This window comes from Mesorhizobium sp. BHbdii (assembly GCF_053848045.1).
The window spans coordinates 1,842,053-1,860,924 of record NZ_JBSPKX010000001.1 but is presented as its reverse complement, the minus strand read 5'-3'; the positions used below and the strand labels follow the sequence as shown (position 1 = coordinate 1,860,924).

General features: G+C 62.6%; 11 protein-coding genes and 4 pseudogenes. 4 read left to right on the top strand and 11 right to left on the bottom strand.

Annotation, left to right across the window (positions count from 1 at the left end; all coding sequences use genetic code 11):
• Positions 1 to 237: 237 nt before the first annotated feature.
• Positions 238 to 1,245 carry a phosphotransferase enzyme family protein gene (locus ACWTU8_RS08970; RefSeq protein WP_455847839.1) on the top strand — a complete coding sequence of 336 codons (1,008 nt, stop codon included), beginning with the start codon at positions 238 to 240 and terminating at the stop codon, positions 1,243 to 1,245.
• Between the two features lie 36 nt (positions 1,246 to 1,281).
• Positions 1,282 to 2,610 carry an aspartate aminotransferase family protein gene (locus ACWTU8_RS08965; RefSeq protein ID WP_455847838.1) on the top strand — a complete coding sequence of 443 codons (1,329 nt, stop codon included), beginning with the start codon at positions 1,282 to 1,284 and terminating at the stop codon, positions 2,608 to 2,610.
• 93 nt (positions 2,611 to 2,703) lie between these two features.
• On the opposite strand, the gene ACWTU8_RS08960 is transcribed toward ACWTU8_RS08965, so the two are convergent.
• The 4 genes and pseudogenes from ACWTU8_RS08960 to ACWTU8_RS08945 all read right to left on the bottom strand — a co-directional run bounded on the left by ACWTU8_RS08960 (position 2,704) and on the right by ACWTU8_RS08945 (position 7,546).
• Positions 2,704 to 4,158: an aldehyde dehydrogenase family protein gene (locus ACWTU8_RS08960; protein WP_455847837.1), complete on the bottom strand. Its 1,455-nt coding sequence runs from the start codon at positions 4,156 to 4,158 to the stop codon at positions 2,704 to 2,706.
• Positions 4,155 to 5,428: pseudogene (locus ACWTU8_RS08955) on the bottom strand (NAD(P)/FAD-dependent oxidoreductase). The gene ACWTU8_RS08960 and the pseudogene ACWTU8_RS08955 overlap by 4 nt, the downstream one beginning before the upstream one ends.
• A gap of 61 nt (positions 5,429 to 5,489) precedes the next feature.
• Positions 5,490 to 6,659 carry an alanine racemase gene (locus ACWTU8_RS08950; RefSeq protein WP_455847836.1) on the bottom strand — a complete coding sequence of 390 codons (1,170 nt, stop codon included), beginning with the start codon at positions 6,657 to 6,659 and terminating at the stop codon, positions 5,490 to 5,492.
• Positions 6,660 to 6,679: 20 nt separating this feature from the next.
• Positions 6,680 to 7,546, bottom strand: a complete 867-nt coding sequence (locus ACWTU8_RS08945) for a GNAT family N-acetyltransferase (RefSeq protein WP_455847835.1) — start codon at positions 7,544 to 7,546, stop codon at positions 6,680 to 6,682.
• 299 nt (positions 7,547 to 7,845) lie between these two features.
• Between ACWTU8_RS08945 and ACWTU8_RS08940 the strand changes: the two genes are divergently transcribed.
• Positions 7,846 to 8,784 carry an ornithine cyclodeaminase family protein gene (locus ACWTU8_RS08940; RefSeq protein ID WP_455847834.1) on the top strand — a complete coding sequence of 313 codons (939 nt, stop codon included), beginning with the start codon at positions 7,846 to 7,848 and terminating at the stop codon, positions 8,782 to 8,784.
• Between the two features lie 263 nt (positions 8,785 to 9,047).
• Positions 9,048 to 9,224: pseudogene (locus ACWTU8_RS08935) on the top strand (beta-eliminating lyase-related protein); the annotation flags it as partial.
• Between the two features lie 182 nt (positions 9,225 to 9,406).
• Here ACWTU8_RS08935 and ACWTU8_RS08930 read toward each other — a convergent pair.
• The 7 genes and pseudogenes from ACWTU8_RS08930 to ACWTU8_RS08900 form a co-directional block, all read right to left on the bottom strand.
• Positions 9,407 to 10,729: an NAD(P)/FAD-dependent oxidoreductase gene (locus ACWTU8_RS08930; protein WP_455847833.1), complete on the bottom strand. Its 1,323-nt coding sequence runs from the start codon at positions 10,727 to 10,729 to the stop codon at positions 9,407 to 9,409.
• Positions 10,730 to 10,775: 46 nt separating this feature from the next.
• Positions 10,776 to 11,761: pseudogene (locus tag ACWTU8_RS08925) on the bottom strand (IS481 family transposase).
• Positions 11,762 to 11,806: 45 nt separating this feature from the next.
• Positions 11,807 to 13,058, bottom strand: a pseudogene (locus ACWTU8_RS08920) (NAD(P)/FAD-dependent oxidoreductase).
• Positions 13,059 to 13,181: 123 nt separating this feature from the next.
• Positions 13,182 to 14,060, bottom strand: a complete 879-nt coding sequence (locus ACWTU8_RS08915; RefSeq protein ID WP_455847832.1) for an ABC transporter permease — start codon at positions 14,058 to 14,060, stop codon at positions 13,182 to 13,184.
• A gap of 36 nt (positions 14,061 to 14,096) precedes the next feature.
• On the bottom strand, positions 14,097 to 15,047 hold the full coding sequence (locus ACWTU8_RS08910; protein ID WP_455847831.1) for an ABC transporter permease: 951 nt from the start codon (positions 15,045 to 15,047) through the stop codon (positions 14,097 to 14,099).
• Between the two features lie 62 nt (positions 15,048 to 15,109).
• Complete coding sequence (locus tag ACWTU8_RS08905) at positions 15,110 to 16,780, bottom strand: peptide ABC transporter substrate-binding protein (RefSeq protein ID WP_455847830.1); 1,671 nt, start codon at positions 16,778 to 16,780, stop codon at positions 15,110 to 15,112.
• A gap of 38 nt (positions 16,781 to 16,818) precedes the next feature.
• A complete protein-coding gene (locus ACWTU8_RS08900; protein WP_455848418.1) occupies positions 16,819 to 18,483 on the bottom strand; it encodes an ABC transporter ATP-binding protein in 1,665 nt (554 codons plus the stop codon).
• Between the last annotated feature and the right edge of the window lie 389 nt (positions 18,484 to 18,872).

Below are 18,872 nucleotides of genomic sequence, written 5' to 3'. Positions count from 1 at the left end.
TTTATTGGCTGGACCGCTCAGCCTCTCGCAGCATGAAGAACACCAGTATCCAGCAGGCGAGGATCTTTCGAGTTGGGTGCTTGTAGTCATCTGGTCTCCGATGAAGAAGCAGGTCAGCCCAATGGCTCCATGGCTGCGGGACGCGACCATCTGCCTTACGCGGCAGCCTCAACCGAAGCCTATTTTCACACTGCCGCCGCAATCCTGGCCATGCGGCCGGCTTCCGCGGAACCAGACATGTCGGCGGCATTGCTTAAGCGTCACTACGGATTGGCGGGATCGATGGCGACATTATGCTCCGAGGTCGAGCGCACCGTTGAGGTCAACCTGTCGCACGGCCGCCGACTGATCCTGAAGACGTCGACAAGACCGGAGGCGGTCGACAGCTTTCGTTTCCAAAGCGCCACCATGGCGGGATTGCAAGGGGCCGCGGGCTTCGTTGCACCCGAAGTGCTCCGCACCAGCAGCGGCGCGTTGATGTTTGAGGAAGAAGGGGTATGCGGGTACTTGCAGACCCGGATCGAAGGCGTTCCGCTGCACAAGGCGGTGCCCACTCCGGACCTGCTTTTTCGAACTGGCAGCGCTCTGGCCCGGCTGGACTTGGCCCTTGCGCAAGTCAACGTGCCCGCGGCCCGCCGCCCCGTTCTTTGGCATGTCGGGTGCTGGTCGCGGTTGATGGAACTAGCGCAATACCTCCCATCCGGGAGCATTGCCGACAGCGTTCGCGTCGCGATGGCGGACTATGTGGAGTTTGTTGAGCCACAAATCTCGAACGTGGCGTGGCAGGTCACCCATAATGATCCCAGCCCATTCAATATGATGACGACTGCCCAGGGAACGGGTTTCATCGATTTTGGCGATGGCTGCTGGAGCCCCAGGATCCAGGATCTGGCGATCGCGGCAAGTCACGCCGTGACGGATCCGGACCTTCCTTTGGGTGGGGCCGAACATCTTATCGCCGGCTATGCCTCGGTCACTGCAATTTCGGCGCTGGAAGCAAGACTGCTCGTCGGATTGATGCGGGCGCGACAAAGCGCTTTGATCCTGGTCAATTACTGGCGCTCCCACCTTTTTCCGGTCGACGCCCAGTACATCAAAAAGAACGTCGCGCGTGCCGAGCATGGCCTCTCCATCCTGACGCCACTTGGTGTCGCATCGGGCGAGGCGGCAGTCCAGGCGGCAATGTCGTCGTCCTGCTGCAACGGCATATCGGTTCGCCCGACAGGCACGGTCGCCGAACCGTGAATTGATCAAGGTACTCGTTCAGATAGGCAGCTGCACATGTCCACCGATCTCATGCCGAATCGCTACAGACCTGGCGAATCCGATCTTCCCAGGCGCGAGTCCGAGCTAATTGCTCGCCGTGACGACGTTCTGGGGGCCTCTTATCGGCTCCAGTACCGCCGGCCCGTGCACTTCGTTCGCGGCGAAGGCATGTGGCTCTACGATCCTGACGGGCGGGCCTATCTTGACTTCTATAATAACGTGCCGTCTCTCGGCCATTGCCACCCGGAAGTAAACGCCGCAATGGCTGAGCAGGCGGGCCGGATAAGTGCCAACACGCGCTATCTCGAGCCAAAACTTGTCGACTATGCCGAGCGATTGGTCGATACTTTCGCAAACGAGCTCGACCGGGTGGTCTTTACTTGCACGGGGAGTGAATCCAACGATCTGGCCCTGCGTATCGCGCGATTTGCGAGCGGCAACGAAGGCGTGATCGTTTCCTCCTATGCGTATCACGGCACGAGTGCGGCTACCGCCGCGGTTTCGCCGAACTTGGGCGACGCCGTCAAGCTCAGCCCGTTCGTGCGCATGGTATCCCTACCCGGGCCGGCGGGCGTGCCGCAGGCCCAGGCTGCGGACTTTTTCGAGGCACAGATTCGATCAGCCATCACGGATCTGAACCGTCGTGGCATAGGCGTTGCGGCCCTGCTCATCGACAGTATTTTTTCCAGCGATGGCGTATGGGCAGATCCTCCTGGTTTTATTGCCGGCGGAGCTACGGTGGTGCGGGAGGCAGGTGGCCTCGTCATTGCCGACGAAGTTCAACCGGGCTTCGGCCGAACTGGCTCCCATATGTGGGGCTTCGAGCGGCACCGGATCGTTCCGGATCTTGTTACCCTCGGCAAGCCGATGGGCAACGGATTTCCAATTGGCGCCGTCGTTGGTCGCAGAGCCCCGATGGAGCAGTTTGGCGCCACCGCGCGCTACTCGAACACGTTCGCCGGAAACACCGTTGGAATAGCGACCGCGGACGCCGTGCTAACGATCCTGCAGCGTGACCAAATTCCCCAAAAGGCGCTTGCCATGAGCCAGCGCCTCCGAGCCGGACTGGAAAAGATCGCAAAGCAGCATCATGGAATTCGTGCGATCCGAAACGCCGGTCTTTTCTTTGGCATCGACATGGGGCCTGAGGACACACCGGCTGCGGGCCGGCGTGCAATGGCTTTGGATGTGGTCAACGCGATGCGGGATGACGGCGTACTTATCAGCACAACAGGGGCCAATGAGGATGCACTTAAAGTGCGCCCTCCGCTCGTTTGCCAAGCCGAGCATGTTGACCACTTCCTTGCATCCATGGAGCAAGCGCTCATCAAGGTCGCAGGCTAGACCGCATACCGCAATGTGCGGAGCTCACCGAAGGCAGCCTGTTGGAATAGATGGCGCCACTGGCGCGCGTCCCTGCGCCTGGCGAGAAGACGCCTAGAAATAGCCGAGGATCGATTTGACCTCGAGATACTCCAGCATGCCCTCGAGACCGTACTCGCGTCCGTTTCCGGATTGCTTGAAGCCGCCGAACGGCGCGTGAGGGTCCCACGCCGGGTAGTTGAGATGCACCTGCCCGGCGCGGATTTGCGACGCGACGTCCTTGACGACGTCCATGTCTTTGCCCTGCACATGCGCCCCGAGGCCATAGACGGTGTCGTTGGCGATGGTGACGGCCTCGTCCACTGTCTCGTAAGGAATAACGCAAACAACCGGGCCGAAGATCTCCTCCTGGGCAATACGCATGCCGGTGCGCACCTCGGAAAAAATCGTCGGTTTGACGTAGAATCCGGCATTCAGACCGCCGGGACGGCCCTGTCCGCCGGCGACGACCTTCGCGCCTTCCGAAATGCCGACGCCGATCATCGTCTGAACCCGGTCGAACTGGGCGCCGTTGGCGATTGCGCCATGGGTGGTGGTCGCCGCGAGAGGATCGCCGACAACGATATCGTCCGCGGCCCGCTTGGCAATCGACTCGATCTCGGAAAGTTGCGCGCGCGGCACGATCATACGAGTCGGCGCACTGCACGACTGGCCGAGATTGCGGAAGGCGGCGGCGATGCCCAGCGAGACGGCGCGATCGAGATCGGCGTCCGGGAGGATCACATTCGGCGACTTGCCGCCGAGCTCCTGCGCGACGCGCTTGACCGTCGGCGCTGCCGCCTGGGCCACCGCGATGCCCGCGCGGGTGGAGCCGGTAATGGAAATCATGTCGACATCCGGATGGGAGGCGAGAGCCGCACCGACGCAAAGGCCGTCGCCATTGACGAGGTTGAAGACACCGGCCGGGAAGCCGGCTTCTTCGATCGCCTCGGCGAACAGGAGGGCGCTCAACGGAGAAAGCTCGCTCGGCTTCAGCACGACCGTGCAGCCTGCGGCGAGTGCCGGCGCGACCTTGGCGGTGATCTGGTAGAGCGGCCAGTTCCACGGTGTGATCAGCGCGCAGACCCCGATCGGTTCGCGAGTGACGGCGGTGTGACCGCGCTGCTCGACGAAGGGGAAGGCCGTCAGGACCTCGCGAGCGACCCGCACATGGGCGATCGCCAGCGGCACCTGCGCGGTGCGCGCATATGCGATCGCCGCGCCCATTTCGAGGGTCAGGCATTGCGCAAGCAGCTCGGTGCGAGCCTCGAGCAGCGCCTGCAGACGATCGAGCAACCCCGCGCGATATTCCGGCTCGGTCCGGCTCCAGGTGGCGAATGCCCGGCGGGCCGCGGAAACGGCGGCGTCCACGTCCTCGCCATTTCCGAGCGGAAATTGCGTCACCACTTCTTCCGTCGCCGGATTCGTGACGGCGGCCTGGCCAGTGCCCCTGGGCGCGCGCCATTCGCCGTCGATGAAGAATGTGCCGAGGCGGCCGTTGCGAGACAGGTGCTCGAGGGGCGTGGTCATGTCACGAGGTCCTTCATCCGATAGTAGGCGCCGAGGATTGGCAGGAACCAGGGACGCCCGAAATATCCGGGGATCGCCGGCCAGTTGAAATCCTTCCAGGGGTTGAGATTGGGCGCCCGTCCATGACCTCGGCCATGATGCTGCCCATCAGCGTCGACATATGCGTGCCGTGCCCGCTGTATCCCATCGAGTAGTATATACCGTCGCGCTCTCCGGCGCGGGGCAGGCGGTCGCGGGTCATGTTGACCAACCCGCCCCAGCAGTAGTCGACCCGGGCGCCGGCCAGTTCGGGGTAGACGTCAACCATCGTCGCCTTCAGAATGCGGCCGCTTTTCTCGTCTGATTGAGGGTTGGACCCCGCAAACCGGACCCGCCCGCCGAACAGCATGCGATTGTCCGGGGTCAGCCGCCAGTAGACGACGAGGTTGCGCGTGTCGACGACATTGCGACGGGCCGGCATGAGGCGCTCGATTTTCGAAGGGGACAGCGGTTCCGTCACGATCAGGAACGCGCCGACCGGCACGATGCGACGGCGGATCCATCCGAGCGGACCGACCTGGGAGATGCCGCTCGCCAGCAGGACCTGGCGCGCGACGATCCTGCCCTTGGAGGTCTCGACCTCATGCCCGTCGGCGACCTTGCGCAGAGCCGTGACGGGTGCGTGTTCGTGGATCTCCGCGCCGCGCCGCGCCGCCGCGATTGCTAGGCCGCGTACGAAACGACCGACATGCATGTTGGCGCTCTTGGGAAAAAGCAGCCCCCCGTGGTAACGGTCGGTCCCAACCTCGCTGCGCAGGTCGGGGCGGGCTATCATCCGCGTTTCGGGATCGACATTGGCCGCCAAGAGCTCCTGGCTGCGCGCCAGCATGTCGTAGTGCTCGGGCTTGGCGGCAAGCTTAAGCTTGCCGACCCGGGCGAAGCTGAAGTCGATCCGTTCTTCCTGCACCAGCCGCTCGACCATGTCGACGCCGGCATCGAAGGCCTTGTACATCGCGTTGGCGGCATCCTTGCCGTACTTGCCGGCCATGACCCCGTAGTTCTGGGCAAAGCCGTTGTTGCACATGCCACCATTGCGGCCGGATGCGGCGTTGCCGATCGTTTGGGCCTCGAGCAGGGCGACCCGGGCCCCCTTTTTGGCAAGGGCCAGCGCTGCGGAGGATCCGGTCAGGCCGCCACCCATCACGGTCACGTCGTAACGGCCTTCGAGGGGCTTGGGCGAACCTCGATCGAACGGCTGGGACGTATCAAGCCAGTAGGACGTCAGTTTCATCTTTACACCACCTGAGCGTCAGCTTGCATCGACGCCATGCAAAGCGTGGAGATCGGAACTTCTACCAGCCGCGGATCCGCTCCCACTGCGCGTCGATCTCCGGACTTCCTCCGTTGACGACGCTGTAGAAATCGTGCTGGCCGGCCATCGCGCAGGCGTGGTTTGGCAGGATCCGCACCCGGGCACCGACCCGAAGGTCTGGCATGCTCTTGGCCGAGCCGCTGCGGATCGCCAGGATGCCGTGTTCCTGGCTGGCCTGTGACACGATCACGTCTTCGAGCACGCGACCCGCCTCGTCGCATACCAGGCCGTAACCCTGATCTACCCGCTGGCTCGCGGTGCCGCGATCGCGCGAGAGCGCCATCCACCCCGCGTCGACAAGCACCCAGCCCTTCTCCGGCTTAACGCCGACCACCGTGGCCAGCACTGAAATCGCGATGTCGTCGACGGCACAGACCCCGACTCCGTGCTGGACGAGGTCGAAGAACATGTAGACACCGGCGCGCAGTTCGGTGACGCCATCGAGATTCTCGGCGAAGTGTGCGGTGGGCGTCGAGCCGAGGCTGACGATCGGGCAGGCGTGGCCTCGAGTGCGCAGAATTTCGGCGGCTCGCACCGTGGCCGAACGCTCGTTCTCTGCCGCCTTCACCAGCGCGTCGGGCGTGCTCAAACCATAGGACTCGCCCGCATGGGCGAGGACGCCGACGAGGTGGGCGCCCGCCGCGACCACCCGGTCGGCGACCTCGATGAGCTTGGGATCGTCCGGCTTCAGTCCACCGCGATGGTCGTCGCAATCCAGTTCGATGAACACGGATGGAGTAACGCCCGTGGCCTTGCGCACATCGGCCAGGGCATCGGCCTGTTCAACGGTATCAAGCAGCAGCTTCAGGTCGACGCCGGTGCGGCGGCAGAGCTCCGAGGCGCGCAGAGCCGAGGCCGGCGACAGGCCGACCGCATAGGTCATGTCGCGATAGCCGTGGTCAGCGAAATATTCCGCCTCGGCGATTGTCGAGACCGTGATCGGGCCGGGTTCAGTGGGGAAGACCTGTCGGGCGACGTCAATGCTCTTGGCCGTCTTCATGTGCGGGCGCAACACAACGCCAAGCTTCCTGGCGTGGTCGGCGAGACGGTTTATGTTGCGCTCGAGCTTCCCGCGATCCAGCAGCAGCGACGGTGTGACAAGGCCATCGATCTTTTGGACCGGTTCCAGCGATTTCGCGTTCGTTTCCATGTTCTCGATGTTCCTCATCACTAACCGAAGGACTGGTTCGCCAGGGCGTACGTGCAGGCCGCACCGTCGGGCATTGGTCGCCGCCCCTTGACCATGGCGGTGGCTCCGCCGACCCTGACAAGGCCAAGGCTTTCCAACCAGTCGCCCAATCCATGCTCGGCATAGACGTCGATGCGCACGAACTGGCCGTGGAGCCTCGAAAGCTGGTCTAGGATCAGGCGTTGCGCGTCTTCTGCGCTTTCGGCGGCCACTGGGCCGACAACGTAGCCGCGCCCGAATTTCCTGGCGATCACGTAACCGGTGACCCGTCCACGACGGTCGATCACCACCACGTCGCCCACATCGGCAAGCGCAGCGACCATCGGCCCGCGAGGCATTCCGGTGGCCCGTTCGTCGAAGGCGCGGAGTGCCGGCAGGTCTGATACCTTCGCCGGCCTGATGTCGGCGCAGGCCTTCGCGGGTACGGGGACGTTCAGTTGGCCCTGGTGCTGAAGCACGGTGCCCCAAACGGTGAAGCCGCGTCGCCTGTAGAGCGTCAGCCCATCTTCGGTCGAATTGAGCAGCACGTTGCGACCTTCCGTCGCCTCAAGCAACGCGTTGAAGAGCCGCGAGCCATTGCCGCCGCCTTGCGCGGAGCGGGTGACGATGATCATCCCGGCCGAGGCATAGGCCTGCCCGTAGTTCCACCACATTGCCGACCCGATCACCTCGCCTGAACGCTCAAGAACAAGGCCCTCGCCCACCCTGGCAGCAAACTCCCAGTCCTCGCTGCGGTAAGGCCAGCCCATTTCCTGCGACAGCTTCAGCGCGCCCGGCACATGGCTGGTCTCGAACGCGGTCAGCTCGGTCGGATCGCCGACGATGTGATTGTTAAGCCCAACGGCCATGCGCAAGACGCCTTCGATTTACCCAGAGATCGAACCTCAAGGTGGCGTCCGGCGCACAGATTTCGCTGCTGTTTTGCCCGTTCAGATCAGCGAGATTATTCGTTTTGAGCCATTCCTCGGCTTACCAAACTGCGCAAAGCGGGCGAAGTATATCCGGGCCTCGTATCGCCTCGCTTTCATCGTTTGGCGATCCGTGTTGCGCCCGCACGGTTCACAACGGACGCGATCCAAGCCCCCGCAATCGCACAGTCGCAACACGCCCCAACGATGAACCGCTTGTTGCTCAGGAGGTATTCGGGATGATCTACATCAGCGAAGAGGAGTCAGCCGCCCTGGTCACCCATGAACTGGCTTTCGACGCCGTGCGGAGAGCTCTCGTTGCTGCCGCTTCGAAACAGAGCCTGGTCTTTCCCGCGGTTCTCGGGCGTGCACGGGAGGCGACCAATACCTTCTCAATCAAATCCGGTTCGTCGAACGACCTTACCGGCGTGAAAATCGGCTCCTTCTGGTCGCGCAATCCGGCACGTGGCCTTCCCCGTCACAACTCCACCATCGTGCTGCTCGACCAGGACACAGGACGACTCAGTGCGGTGATTGAGGCCGGTAAGGTTAACGCCTACAGGACGGCCGCCGCCGACGCGGTTGCGGCCGATCTTCTTGCGCGGAAGCAAGCCAAGCTTCTGGCGATCTTCGGCGCAGGCAATCAGGCGGGTTTCGAGGTGACAGCCCTTGCTCGCATCCGCCCCATCGAGACCGTGTTGGTCGTGGCCAGTCCCTCACCACGCCGCGACGCTTTCGTAGACCGGATCGGGGACCACGGCCTGACTGCACGCGCCGTACCGGCCGAAGAAGCCGTACGCGCGGCCGACATCGTGGTGACGGCGACACCCTCGCGCGAACCGCTGTTCGATGCGACGTGGGTGAAACCCGGAACTCATATCGTGAGCATGGGTTCGGATGCCCCAGGCAAGCGCGAATTGGCGAGCGAATTGTTGTCGAGGGCAAGCCTGTTCTGCGACCTGCCTTCCCAGTCCATTCAAATCGGCGAGTTCCAGCATGTGCGCGAGTCGGTCGAGGCGGGCACGCTCATCGTGACGCCAATCGGCGATGTGATCGAAGGCCGTGCGCCGGGACGCCGCTCCGACGAAGAGATCACCGTCTTCGACAGCTCCGGCATCTCCCTACAGGATCTCTACATGGCCGAGGCGTTGATCCGCGCTGAGGCGTCCCACCGCTGATCTGGCGCACGAGGGATTTGACCGACATCTACTGCATACCTGCTTAGCCAAACGAAATCTTGCATTCTGCTTCCAGCCATCGAGCAAGATCGTGAGCTTTCCCAGACAGTTCAGTTTGTCCTATCCATATGAGCCCGTAGTGGCTTCCGTCGGAATCGAAGCCGGCCGGTGCGATGAGCCGTTCTCTATCTATGTCGTCGGTTGCAAGGACCATGGGACTGAGGGGCAACGCCCAACCCCGCCGATGCCGCTTCAACGATCAGAAACAGATGCTCGGCGGAGGGATGCGGCAGGCAGGAATAGTTGCAGCGGCGGGACTGTGCGCGCTCGACCATCATGTCGAACGCCTGGCTGAGGATCACGCCAACGCCAAGGCACTCGCGGATGGATTCTCGGGAATCAAGGGACTGACGGTGACACGGCCACAGTCCAACATGGTGCTGCCGACCGGGAAGGTCGACCGAGCGCGGCGCTCTCCCGAGCGGATTCTGGTGCAACTCCTACCACGTTGCGCTCATGCACCCGGAGACTTGACTGCGAGGGAACGTGGGGATTCCGCTCACCCGTCTGCTGACACCTTGACTTCGGTTGGTGCGCGTCAGGCCTGACTTCCGGCTGATCTTCAGATAGCGGCGATGTCCAGCTTCGAGCCGTCGACCAGACGCGACAGGCGGAACGGTGTAGGATCGACGCTAGGCGTGTCGTTTACGACAAGCTCTGCGGCCAGATAGCCAAGCCCCGGGCCCAAACCGAAGCCGTGGCCCGAGCAGCCCGCCGCGAGGACGAGGCCTTTCACCCCGTCCACCTGCGACACCACAGGCACTGCGTCCGGCGTGCAATCGACGAAGCCGCCCCACGCACTATCGATCTCTATGTCGCGGAGTTGGGGGAAGGTCTTCCGGACACTCTCCACCACTTGGCTTACCAGCCATTTCAACGGTGGAGGATCCAGCACCCGATTCTGTTCGAAGATCCGATCGTCGCTGGTCAGCAGCGCCGGCATTGAATCCGGCCCCGAAAGGAACGATTGGCCGATGCCGAGCCTGACGTTCTTCAGGCGACGCAAGAATTGCGGCATGAATTCCCGGCTATACCGGATAGCTTGGGGCGTGATTTCGAGGTTCGCCTTGCCGCTGATCGCAAGCGTATAGCTGCCGTCCAGTCGGCGCGTGATCGTGCAGTAGGGTGTGGAGACCGCCTCGCCTATGTTGATTGTCGGGGTGGAACGCAGCGCGGTCTGCCGGATGCTCGCTTGGGGGAAACTGATCCCGAGCGGCCTAAGGAAGCGCGAGGACCAGGCGCCAGCGGCGCACAGCACCGCGCTGGTTCTGATGTAGCCCTTCTCCGTGTGCACGCCCGCAATCTTGCCATTGGCCAAGTCGAGCGCCCGCGCGGCGCATTCCTGGTGGATCGTGGCGCCCAGAGCTCTGGCCCCATCGGCGATAGCCGGCGCGGCGAGCGCAGGTTCGGCCTTACCGTCCCGGTCCGAATAGGTCCCGCCGACCCATTTGTCGCGCGCTTCGGGGACGCGCTCCGCCACCTCCGCCCGGCTCAGCATGCGGGTGTCGACCTCGTACTCCCTGGCGACCTCGCGCCACCTTTCCCAGCCGGCGAGCACAGCCTCGTCGTGAGTCGCATAGACGAGACCGCAGCGTCGAAATCCAAGGTCCCGATTGATATCGCGCGTCAGCTCGTCCCACAGTCGCATGGAGATCACCGAGAGCGGCAGTTCGCGCCGATCGCGGTTCTGCTGGCGGCACCAACCCCAATTTCGGCTCGATTGTTCACAGGCGACGTGGCCCTTCTCGAGCAGAGCCACAGAGAGGCCACGCTTCGCCAGGAAATAGGCGGCCGTAGAGCCGAGGATGCCGCCGCCGACGATGACGACGTTGACCTCGGCCGGGAGACGCTCATCGCTGTGAATGCGTTCGACTCGGGGCGACATGTTCCAACCAACCTCGGCTGCCAAGAATGCGGAAGCAAAGTTCCGATCAGCCTTTCATCGCATCGTGCGCTCGAAAGAATGTGCCGAAATCATCTAGGACTTCGCCAGATGTGCGGGTTTTTGATCGCTTGATCGATACGAGCTGCTCAAGCCCGACCGAGTTCCAGTTCGGCGCAGGGCGGCGCAACCTGCGCTTGAGGGTCTTGAGCCTGCGAGCGAAGTTGTAGGCGGCAAACGAAGTCGGCGAGGTGTTACCTGAGCTGATCGTGGCTCTCGTAGTAGAAGCGTTTGACCGTGGCGTCCTTGATCGTGCGGTTCATCCTCTCGACCTGTCCATTGGTCCAAGGATGCTTGGCCTTAGTCGTACGGTGCTCGATGTCGTTCGTGGCGCAGGCATATTCGAAGGCATGCGCCCAGAAGCGTTCGCCGTTGGCGATAGCCTCTTTGATCAGCAGCACGGCCGAGCCTCCGGCATCGGGTGTGGTGAACTGATTCCATCGTCGGTGAGCACGGTGTGGATCTTATAGGGAACGGCCGCGATCAGCCGGAGCAGGAACTCTCGGGAGACGACAGTGGTGGCCTTCTCATGCAACTCCACGAAGGCGAACTTCGAGGTACGATCGATGGCGACGAACCTGTGCAGCTTGCCCTGTTTGGTTCTCACCTCGGCGATGTGGATATGGAAAGTAGCCGATCGGATAGCTCTTGAACTTCTTCTTCGCCGGCCGGTCGCCTTTGACATCGGGCAAGCGGCTGACGCCGTGACGCTGCAGGCAGCGGTGCAATGACGAGGGTGTCAGATGCGGGGATCGTCGGCTGCAACGCATAGAGGCAGTCATCCAGCGGCAGCAGCGTATAGCGTCGAAAGGCGACGATAACGGCCTCTTCCTCGACCGTGAGCACGGTCGACCGCGCCTCCTTCGGCCCAGTCGGTAGATCGAGGACACAGATCCGACTCTGCAACTTCGCGACGGTCTTCTGGTTGATTCCATAGCGCTTCGCCAGCGCCCTCAAGCTCCGCGGTGCCTCCAGCCGGGCCGCAGCGACGAATGGTCAAAAGGCCGTCACCTTTGGCCGTCAGCGGCTGGCGCGCCACCAGGCGATTCGGTCCTGCAGGGCGTAGCCCTTGATAACGGCCGGCATGAACCACGGATTGCCACGATAGAGCGGGATGGCCGCAGGCGGCCGGAAATCGAACGCGGTGCGCGCCTGCCCGCCATGTCCCATCAGCTTGTGGGCTGCACGCGTGCCAATCCATGGCGCCCAGACCACACCCGAACCGCAGAAGCCGGTGGCATAGACCACGCCGTTCTTCTCGAAGATGCGGGGCAGCATGTCGCGGTGCATCGCCACATTGCCGAACCAGCTGTGCGAAAGTCGAACATTCTCCAGTTCCGGGAAAAGTTCGACCAGCCCGTTGCGCAGACGGAGCGTGGGGGCCGCTGGATCACCTACACGGGAGCTGTCGCGCCCGCCCAGCAGGATGCGTCTGCCGTCCGGCGAGGGCCGGTAATAAAAGCCCAGTTCACGGCCCTCGCTCATCATCATCAGCTTCGGCGTCAGGCGCGCCATCACTTCAGGCGCGAGTTCCTCGGTCGCGATGATCCGGCTGCGAACCGGGACGAGGCGGCGGCGCAGGAAGGGATTGGCGCCATCGGTATAGCCGTTCGTGCAGACCAGGACCTGCCGCGCCTGCACAGTTCCGGCCGAAGTCACGACGCGGAACCCGGAGCCAGCCCTTTCGATCGACGTCACGGGCGTGTTCGAATGCACCGTCAGACCGGAAGCAAGGGCCACCCGCAGGAGCTCAGCGTGGAACTTGGCCGGGTGCAGCCCGCCGATGTCCATCCGGACCATGCCGCCGCGATAGAAGTCGGTGCCGATGTAGTTGCGCTGCTTTGCATATGGAACGGGGTAAGACTCGATCCCAAGTTTCTTCGCCAACGCCTCGGCACCGCGGGCCATCTTCTCGTACTGCTCGTATCCGATGGCGCCCTTGAAAAGGCCAACCAGCTTGAAGTCGCAGTCGAGCTTTTCCGTTCTGATGAAATCATACAGGAATTCGCGCGCGATCTTGCCCTCGGCCTCGATCGCCATGGCTTTCTCTTCGCCGAAGCGCCGGGTGATCGTAGCATAGTCCAACCGGATACTACCGCTGGTAATTCCGCCATTGCGCGACGAGGCCCCCCTCGCCCGGATTCATCGCATCAAAAGCTGCAACCGAGCGTCCTTCGCGCGCCAGCGCAAGCCCAGCTGAAAGGCCGGCGTAGCCGGCGCCGACGATCACCACGTCGAGCTTCTTGACCAGGGGCTGCGGCGGCAGCGGCATGACGGATGCCGCTTCCCACCAGTAGGGCGTGTTCTTGTCGGCGACTTTGGGCTCGTGTACTTGAGTCACGTCACTTCTCGCTTGGTTTTCGGGATCGGGAGTGGTCTGCCTTTGCCGGCGAGATCAGACACGGTCGTCCCGCACGTCGAGCGCATCGCGCAACCCGTCGCCGATGAAATTGAAGCTGGTCACGGCGATCGTGATGGCGGCCCCGGGAATGATCGCTAGCCACGGCGCACTGTCCAGATACTGCTGGGCGCCCTCGAGCATGTTGCCCCAGCTGGGCAGCGGCGGCTGAATGCCATAACCCAGGAAACTGATATAGGCTTCCAGCAGGATCGCGCGCGCGACTGTCAGCGTAGCGGCCACGATGATCGGGCCCATGGCGTTGGGCAGGATCTCGCGGAACATGATATGCGTGCCGCTCAGCCCCAGCATGCGCCCGGCCAGCACAAACTCGCGCTCGCGCAATGACCGTACCTCGGCCTCGACAATACGGGCTACCTCCATCCAGCTGGTGACAGCGACGATGACGGTGACCATAGCGGGGCTCGGCTTCAGTGCCGCGGCCAAGGCCAGCAGCAGGAAGATGGAGGGGAATGACAGGAAGCCGTCGACCGTGCGCATCAGCGCTGCGCCGATCCAGCCGCCGCGGTAGCCCGCGATCACACCGACGAGAGTTCCGATCAGCGTTGACAGCAGCATGGCGAAGAAGGCCACCAGCAGTGAGGTCCTCCCCGCCATGAACAGTCGCGCCGCCACGTCGCGGCCCAAAGGATCGGTCCCGAGATAGTGGTTGCCGGTCAGCGGCGGTGAAAAGCGGGCGCGCAAATCGATGTATAGGGAATCATAGGGCAGGAGATGAGGGCCGAAGACGCATGCCAGCGTGAGAAGGGTGATCATCGCCACCCCCAGCAACGCCAGATGATGGCTCGTGAAACGGCGCACGGTGCGGCTGCGCCACCAGCGGCTTGGTCCTGCATTTGCGGCGAGAGCGGTCATTTCGGGTGCCTCCTGTTGGGGCGTGAGGTTACGCGCTCAACCCAGACGAATGCGCGGGTCGACGATTGCCACGGCGATGTCTGCGATCAGGTTGCCCAGAATGACGAGGATGGCCGAGAACATCAGCAGTCCCATCACGACCGGGTAGTCGCTGTAGCCGAGGCTGTCCAGGAACAGCCGCCCCATGCCCGGCCAGGTAAACACCGTCTCGGTCACCAGCGCGCCGGTCAGGATGCTGGGAAGCTGCACACCGGCCAGTGTGATCATCGGCAAAAGCGCATTGCCGACGACGTGCTTCATTATGACTCGGCGCTCGCTCAGGCCCTTGGCGCGGGCGGTCTTGACGAAATCCTGGCTGATGGCGTCGAGCGTCGCGGTGCGCATGTAGCGGCTCCAGATCGCAACATGAACCAGCGACAGCACGATGCTTGGCAGGATGAGGTGATGCAGGTAGTTGAGGACCGAACCGTCGCCGATCGTGTACATGTTGCCTGCAGGCAGCCAGCCCAGCCGCAGGGAGAAGATGTAGATGCCGACGAGCCCGAACCAGAAGGTCGGGATCGACAGCGCGACCATGGCGCCGACCGTCGCCACGTGGTCGAACAGCGAATAGCGGTGCGTGGCGCCGCGAATGCCGATCCAGGTGCCGATGGCGATTGCGATCGCGGTGGACGTACCCATCAGCAGCAGCGTGGCAAAGACGTGCCGGCCAATCACTGTCAGCACAGGTGCGCTATCGCGGAAGGAGTGGCCCCAGTCACCCTGTACAAGGCGCCGGGCCCAGTCCAGATATTGAATTAAAAGAGGACGGTTTAGCCCCAATTGCTCTTTCAGCCGATCGAGATCGTCCTGCGTCATGCCGGGATCGAGCCCGAATTGCGCCAGCGGACCCCCCGGCAGCAGGTTCAGGACGAGGAACCCGATGACCGAGACGATGAGGAGCAGGATGAGGCTCTGTGAGAGCCGGTTGAGCAGGAAGCCGCGCATTTAACTCTCCTCTTTCAAGACATGACTGGCCGCCGCCGCAAGGCGGCGGCGGCATAAGTATGTCAGCCCTTCCAATGCCATCCGGCGGCATGCCAGGATGCGACGCGGGCGTTGGAATTTGCCTCGAAACCCTCCAGCCCTTCCTTACGGCCGAACACATTGGCGTAGGCAAACAGAGGCAGGAACGGCAGATCCTGACGAACAATTTCCTGCACACGCAGATAGATGGCGCGCCGCTCTTCCCGATCGAAGGTGCGGGTACCCTTCTCGAGCAGCGCATCGACCTCCGGGTTGGAGTACTGGCCTGTGTTCGAGCCCTTTCCGCCCTTCGCAACGATCGCCTTGGTGTGCAGGCGGTTGGACACGTCGGGGTCGCCCGCGATGACATTGGTTACGCCGGAGATCGCTGACTCGAACTGCGATTTGAGCCAGAAATCGCCCCACATGACGGCGGCCGGCAGGTTCGAAATGGTCATCTCCACCCCGATCTCGGTGAATGTCTGCTGCAGAAACTGCTGCGTCTGCTCGCGCAGGTGGTTGCCGGAGGTGGTGGAGTTGGCGAACGACAGACGCACCCCGTCCTTTACCCGTATTCCATCGGCTCCGGGTACCCAGCCGGCCTCGTCGAGGATCTGGCGCGCGCGCTCTATGTTGAACTCCTGCGCCGGCAGGTTCGGATTGTAGTAGTAGGAATTCTGCGGCATGAACGTCTCGGTGGGGGAGTGGACCCCGTAATAAAGTCCTTCGAGGATCGCTTTCCTATCTATTGCGGCGTAGAGCGCCTGGCGGACCGCCGGGTCCTTGAATTGCGGCTTCTCAAGATTGAGATAGATCGACTCGACCGATGCCCCGCGCTCCAACATGACCACGCGATCCGATAGTTTGCTGGCTTCCGCGTAGTGGTCGGCGGTTATGAATGCCTGGTCGACAAGATCAATGTCGCCGCTCTTGAACTGGGTGTAGAGCACTGTCATGTCGGGGATGTATTTGAAGACGAGCCGCTCCAAATAGGGGCCCTCCCCGGCATAATCCGCGTTCGCGACGAGTTCGATATGATCGCCGGCGATGCGCTGCGCCCACTTGAATGCGCCAGTGCCGACAGGCGCCTGATTGAAGGCGGCGGCGTTGGGGTCGGCCTCTTTTTCGAGGATGTGCTTGGGCACCATGAAGGTTTCGGCGAGAAACGACAGGTAGGGGGCAAAAGCCTCCTCCATCCGCCAAGTGAGCTCGGTCGGCGAGACCACCTTGATATCGCGCACCAGCGAATGGCCCGCCGTGCGCCACGCGCGGAATTTCGGATTGGTGATGAGCTCGAGAGTGAATTTCACGTCATCGGCAGTGAAGGGCTCGCCGTCGTGCCAGCGGACGTCATCACGCAGGCGAATGCGCCACACAAGTCCGTCCTCTGAAATGCCGCCGTTCTTTTGGCTGGGCACTTCGACCACAAGATTGGGTTGAAGAACGCCCTTGGGGTCCATGCGAACGAGTGCATCAAACACTGAGAAATGCACAGCGTCGTCGCACTCGGTATGCGGCATCAGTGGATTGAAGACGGTGGGTTCCTGCGAAAATCCGACGACGACGCGGCCGGTTGGGCTCGCTGGAGAGTTCTGGGCGAAGGCGGGTTTGCCCAACAGATTGGGCGCAATGAGGCCTGCAGCCCCACCTATGGCCATCAAACGCAGGGCATCGCGCCGCGAGTAGTTTGATTTGGTGTTTGAGCGTTCAGTCATTGGAATTCCCCTTGTTCTGGCGGTATCCGCCGTGGCTCTTACCCATTTGCTGCAACCGGACGGGTAGATCCCGGCTGCTCTCCAGGAATCGCCGCCACCAGCTCACGTGTGTAGGCTGATTGCGGGTCGAGGAAGATTTGCGAGGGTGGTCCGCGTTCAACGATCCGCCCTTTCTGCATCACCGCGATTTCGTCGCAGATCTGGCTGGCGACGCGCAGATCGTGGGTGATGAAGATCATCGATACGCCGGTCTCTCGCTGGATCTGGTCCAGAAGCTGCAGGATCTGGGCCTGGATCGAGACGTCGAGCGCCGAGACCGCCTCGTCGGCGATCAGCAGCTTCGGCTTGAACATCAGCGCGCGGGCGATGCCTATGCGCTGGCGCTGCCCACCGGAAAATTCGTGCGGAAAGCGACCAAAGGCGCCGGCATCGAGCCCGACATGAGCCAACAGCGCCTTCGCTTCTTCACGCGCTTGGGCATAGGGCATCCCGTGCGCGACTGGGCCAACGGTCAGGATGTGGCCGACAGTCGAACGCGGGTTGAGCGACGCGAAGGGGTCTTGGAAGATCATCTGGACCCGCGGCCGCAGCGGGCGGAACTCGGCTTCGGAAAGCCTGGCAATGTCGCGGCCCTCGAACAGAATCCCGCCCCCGTCGCAGTCCAGCAGCTTGATCAGAAGCCGGCCCAGCGATGATTTGCCGGAACCGCTCTCGCCAACGACGCCCAGCGTGCGCCCGGGCGCCAGATCGAACGAGACCTCGTTAACGGCGGGCACGACGCGCTCCTTGCCGAACAGCGCACTGCCGCTGCGGTAGGTCTTCACCAGGCCCTCGACCTTCAGGATCGGCGCTTTGTTGGCCGTCTCCAGAGGAATGCGGTCCTCGCCGGTCAGGTGGGGGACGGCTGCGATAAGGCGCCGGGTGTAGGGATGGCTGGGCGACTTTAGGACCTGTTGAGCGCTACCCTGTTCGACGATGTGGCCCTTCTCCATCACGACGACACTGTCTGCGATCTCGGCCACCACCCCGAAGTCGTGGGTGATGAACATGACGCTCATTCCCTTGCGGCGCTGAATGTCGCGGATCAGCTCCAGAATCTGTGCCTGGGTGGTCACGTCGAGCGCGGTCGTCGGTTCATCCGCGATCAGGATCGTGGGTTCAAGCGCCAGCGCCATGGCGATCATAACCCGCTGCCGCTGCCCGCCAGAAAGCCGGAACGGATACTGATGATACATGAGTTCGGGATCGGGCAGCCCCACCTCGGTCAGCAACTCGACAGCGCGGCCACGACGGGATTTCGGGGTGCCGACGCCATGTGCCGCCATCACTTCGTCGATCTGCGCGCCCACCGTCATCAGCGGGTTGAGTGCCGAGAGCGGATCCTGGAAAATCATCGACACAACCCGACCGCGTAGGCTGCGCAGCTTGTCGGGCGACAAACCTATGATGTTCATCCCATCCAGCTGGATGGCGCCCGAGGAGACGCGGATCACCTTGGGCAGTAGCCCCATGATCGCATTGGCTGTGACAGACTTTCCCGATCCGGATTCGCCGATGATGCACAGGATCTGACCGCGCTTCAGATCAAAGGAGATGTTCTCGACGGCATGGGTCCGTTCCATGCCTTCCGGCAAATTCACCGTGAGGTCGCGTATCGAAAGCGCCACATCGTGGGGGGCTACAGCCTGGATGCTTGCGACCATCGAGATCACCTCCCCTTTAAACCGAACGGGTCCACGCTGTTGCGGACCGAATCATCGCCCTTTGAGCAGAAGCGCCTCACCGGAGCGGCCGTCGTCTGGCCATCTCGGCGCTTCGCGCCCTGAGGCTGCGAGAAACGGATTCTGCTCATCCTGGCGGCTCCCTTGATGAAATCCGGTCCGTGTACCGGACACTGTTCCCTTTTGTTGGAGAACTCTCCGAAGGCGTAAGCCCTGCCTATCGGAAGTCCTCTGGAGCTTGCCTGCCATAAGGAAAGGTTGCTCCGTTCTTTCAGCCAGTTTGACTGTTTTGTTTCCGCAGAGTCATCGAAACTTGGCCCTCGGGCGGCAGGAACTTCTGAAAAGAACGTCCAGTTCGGCATTTCACTCTG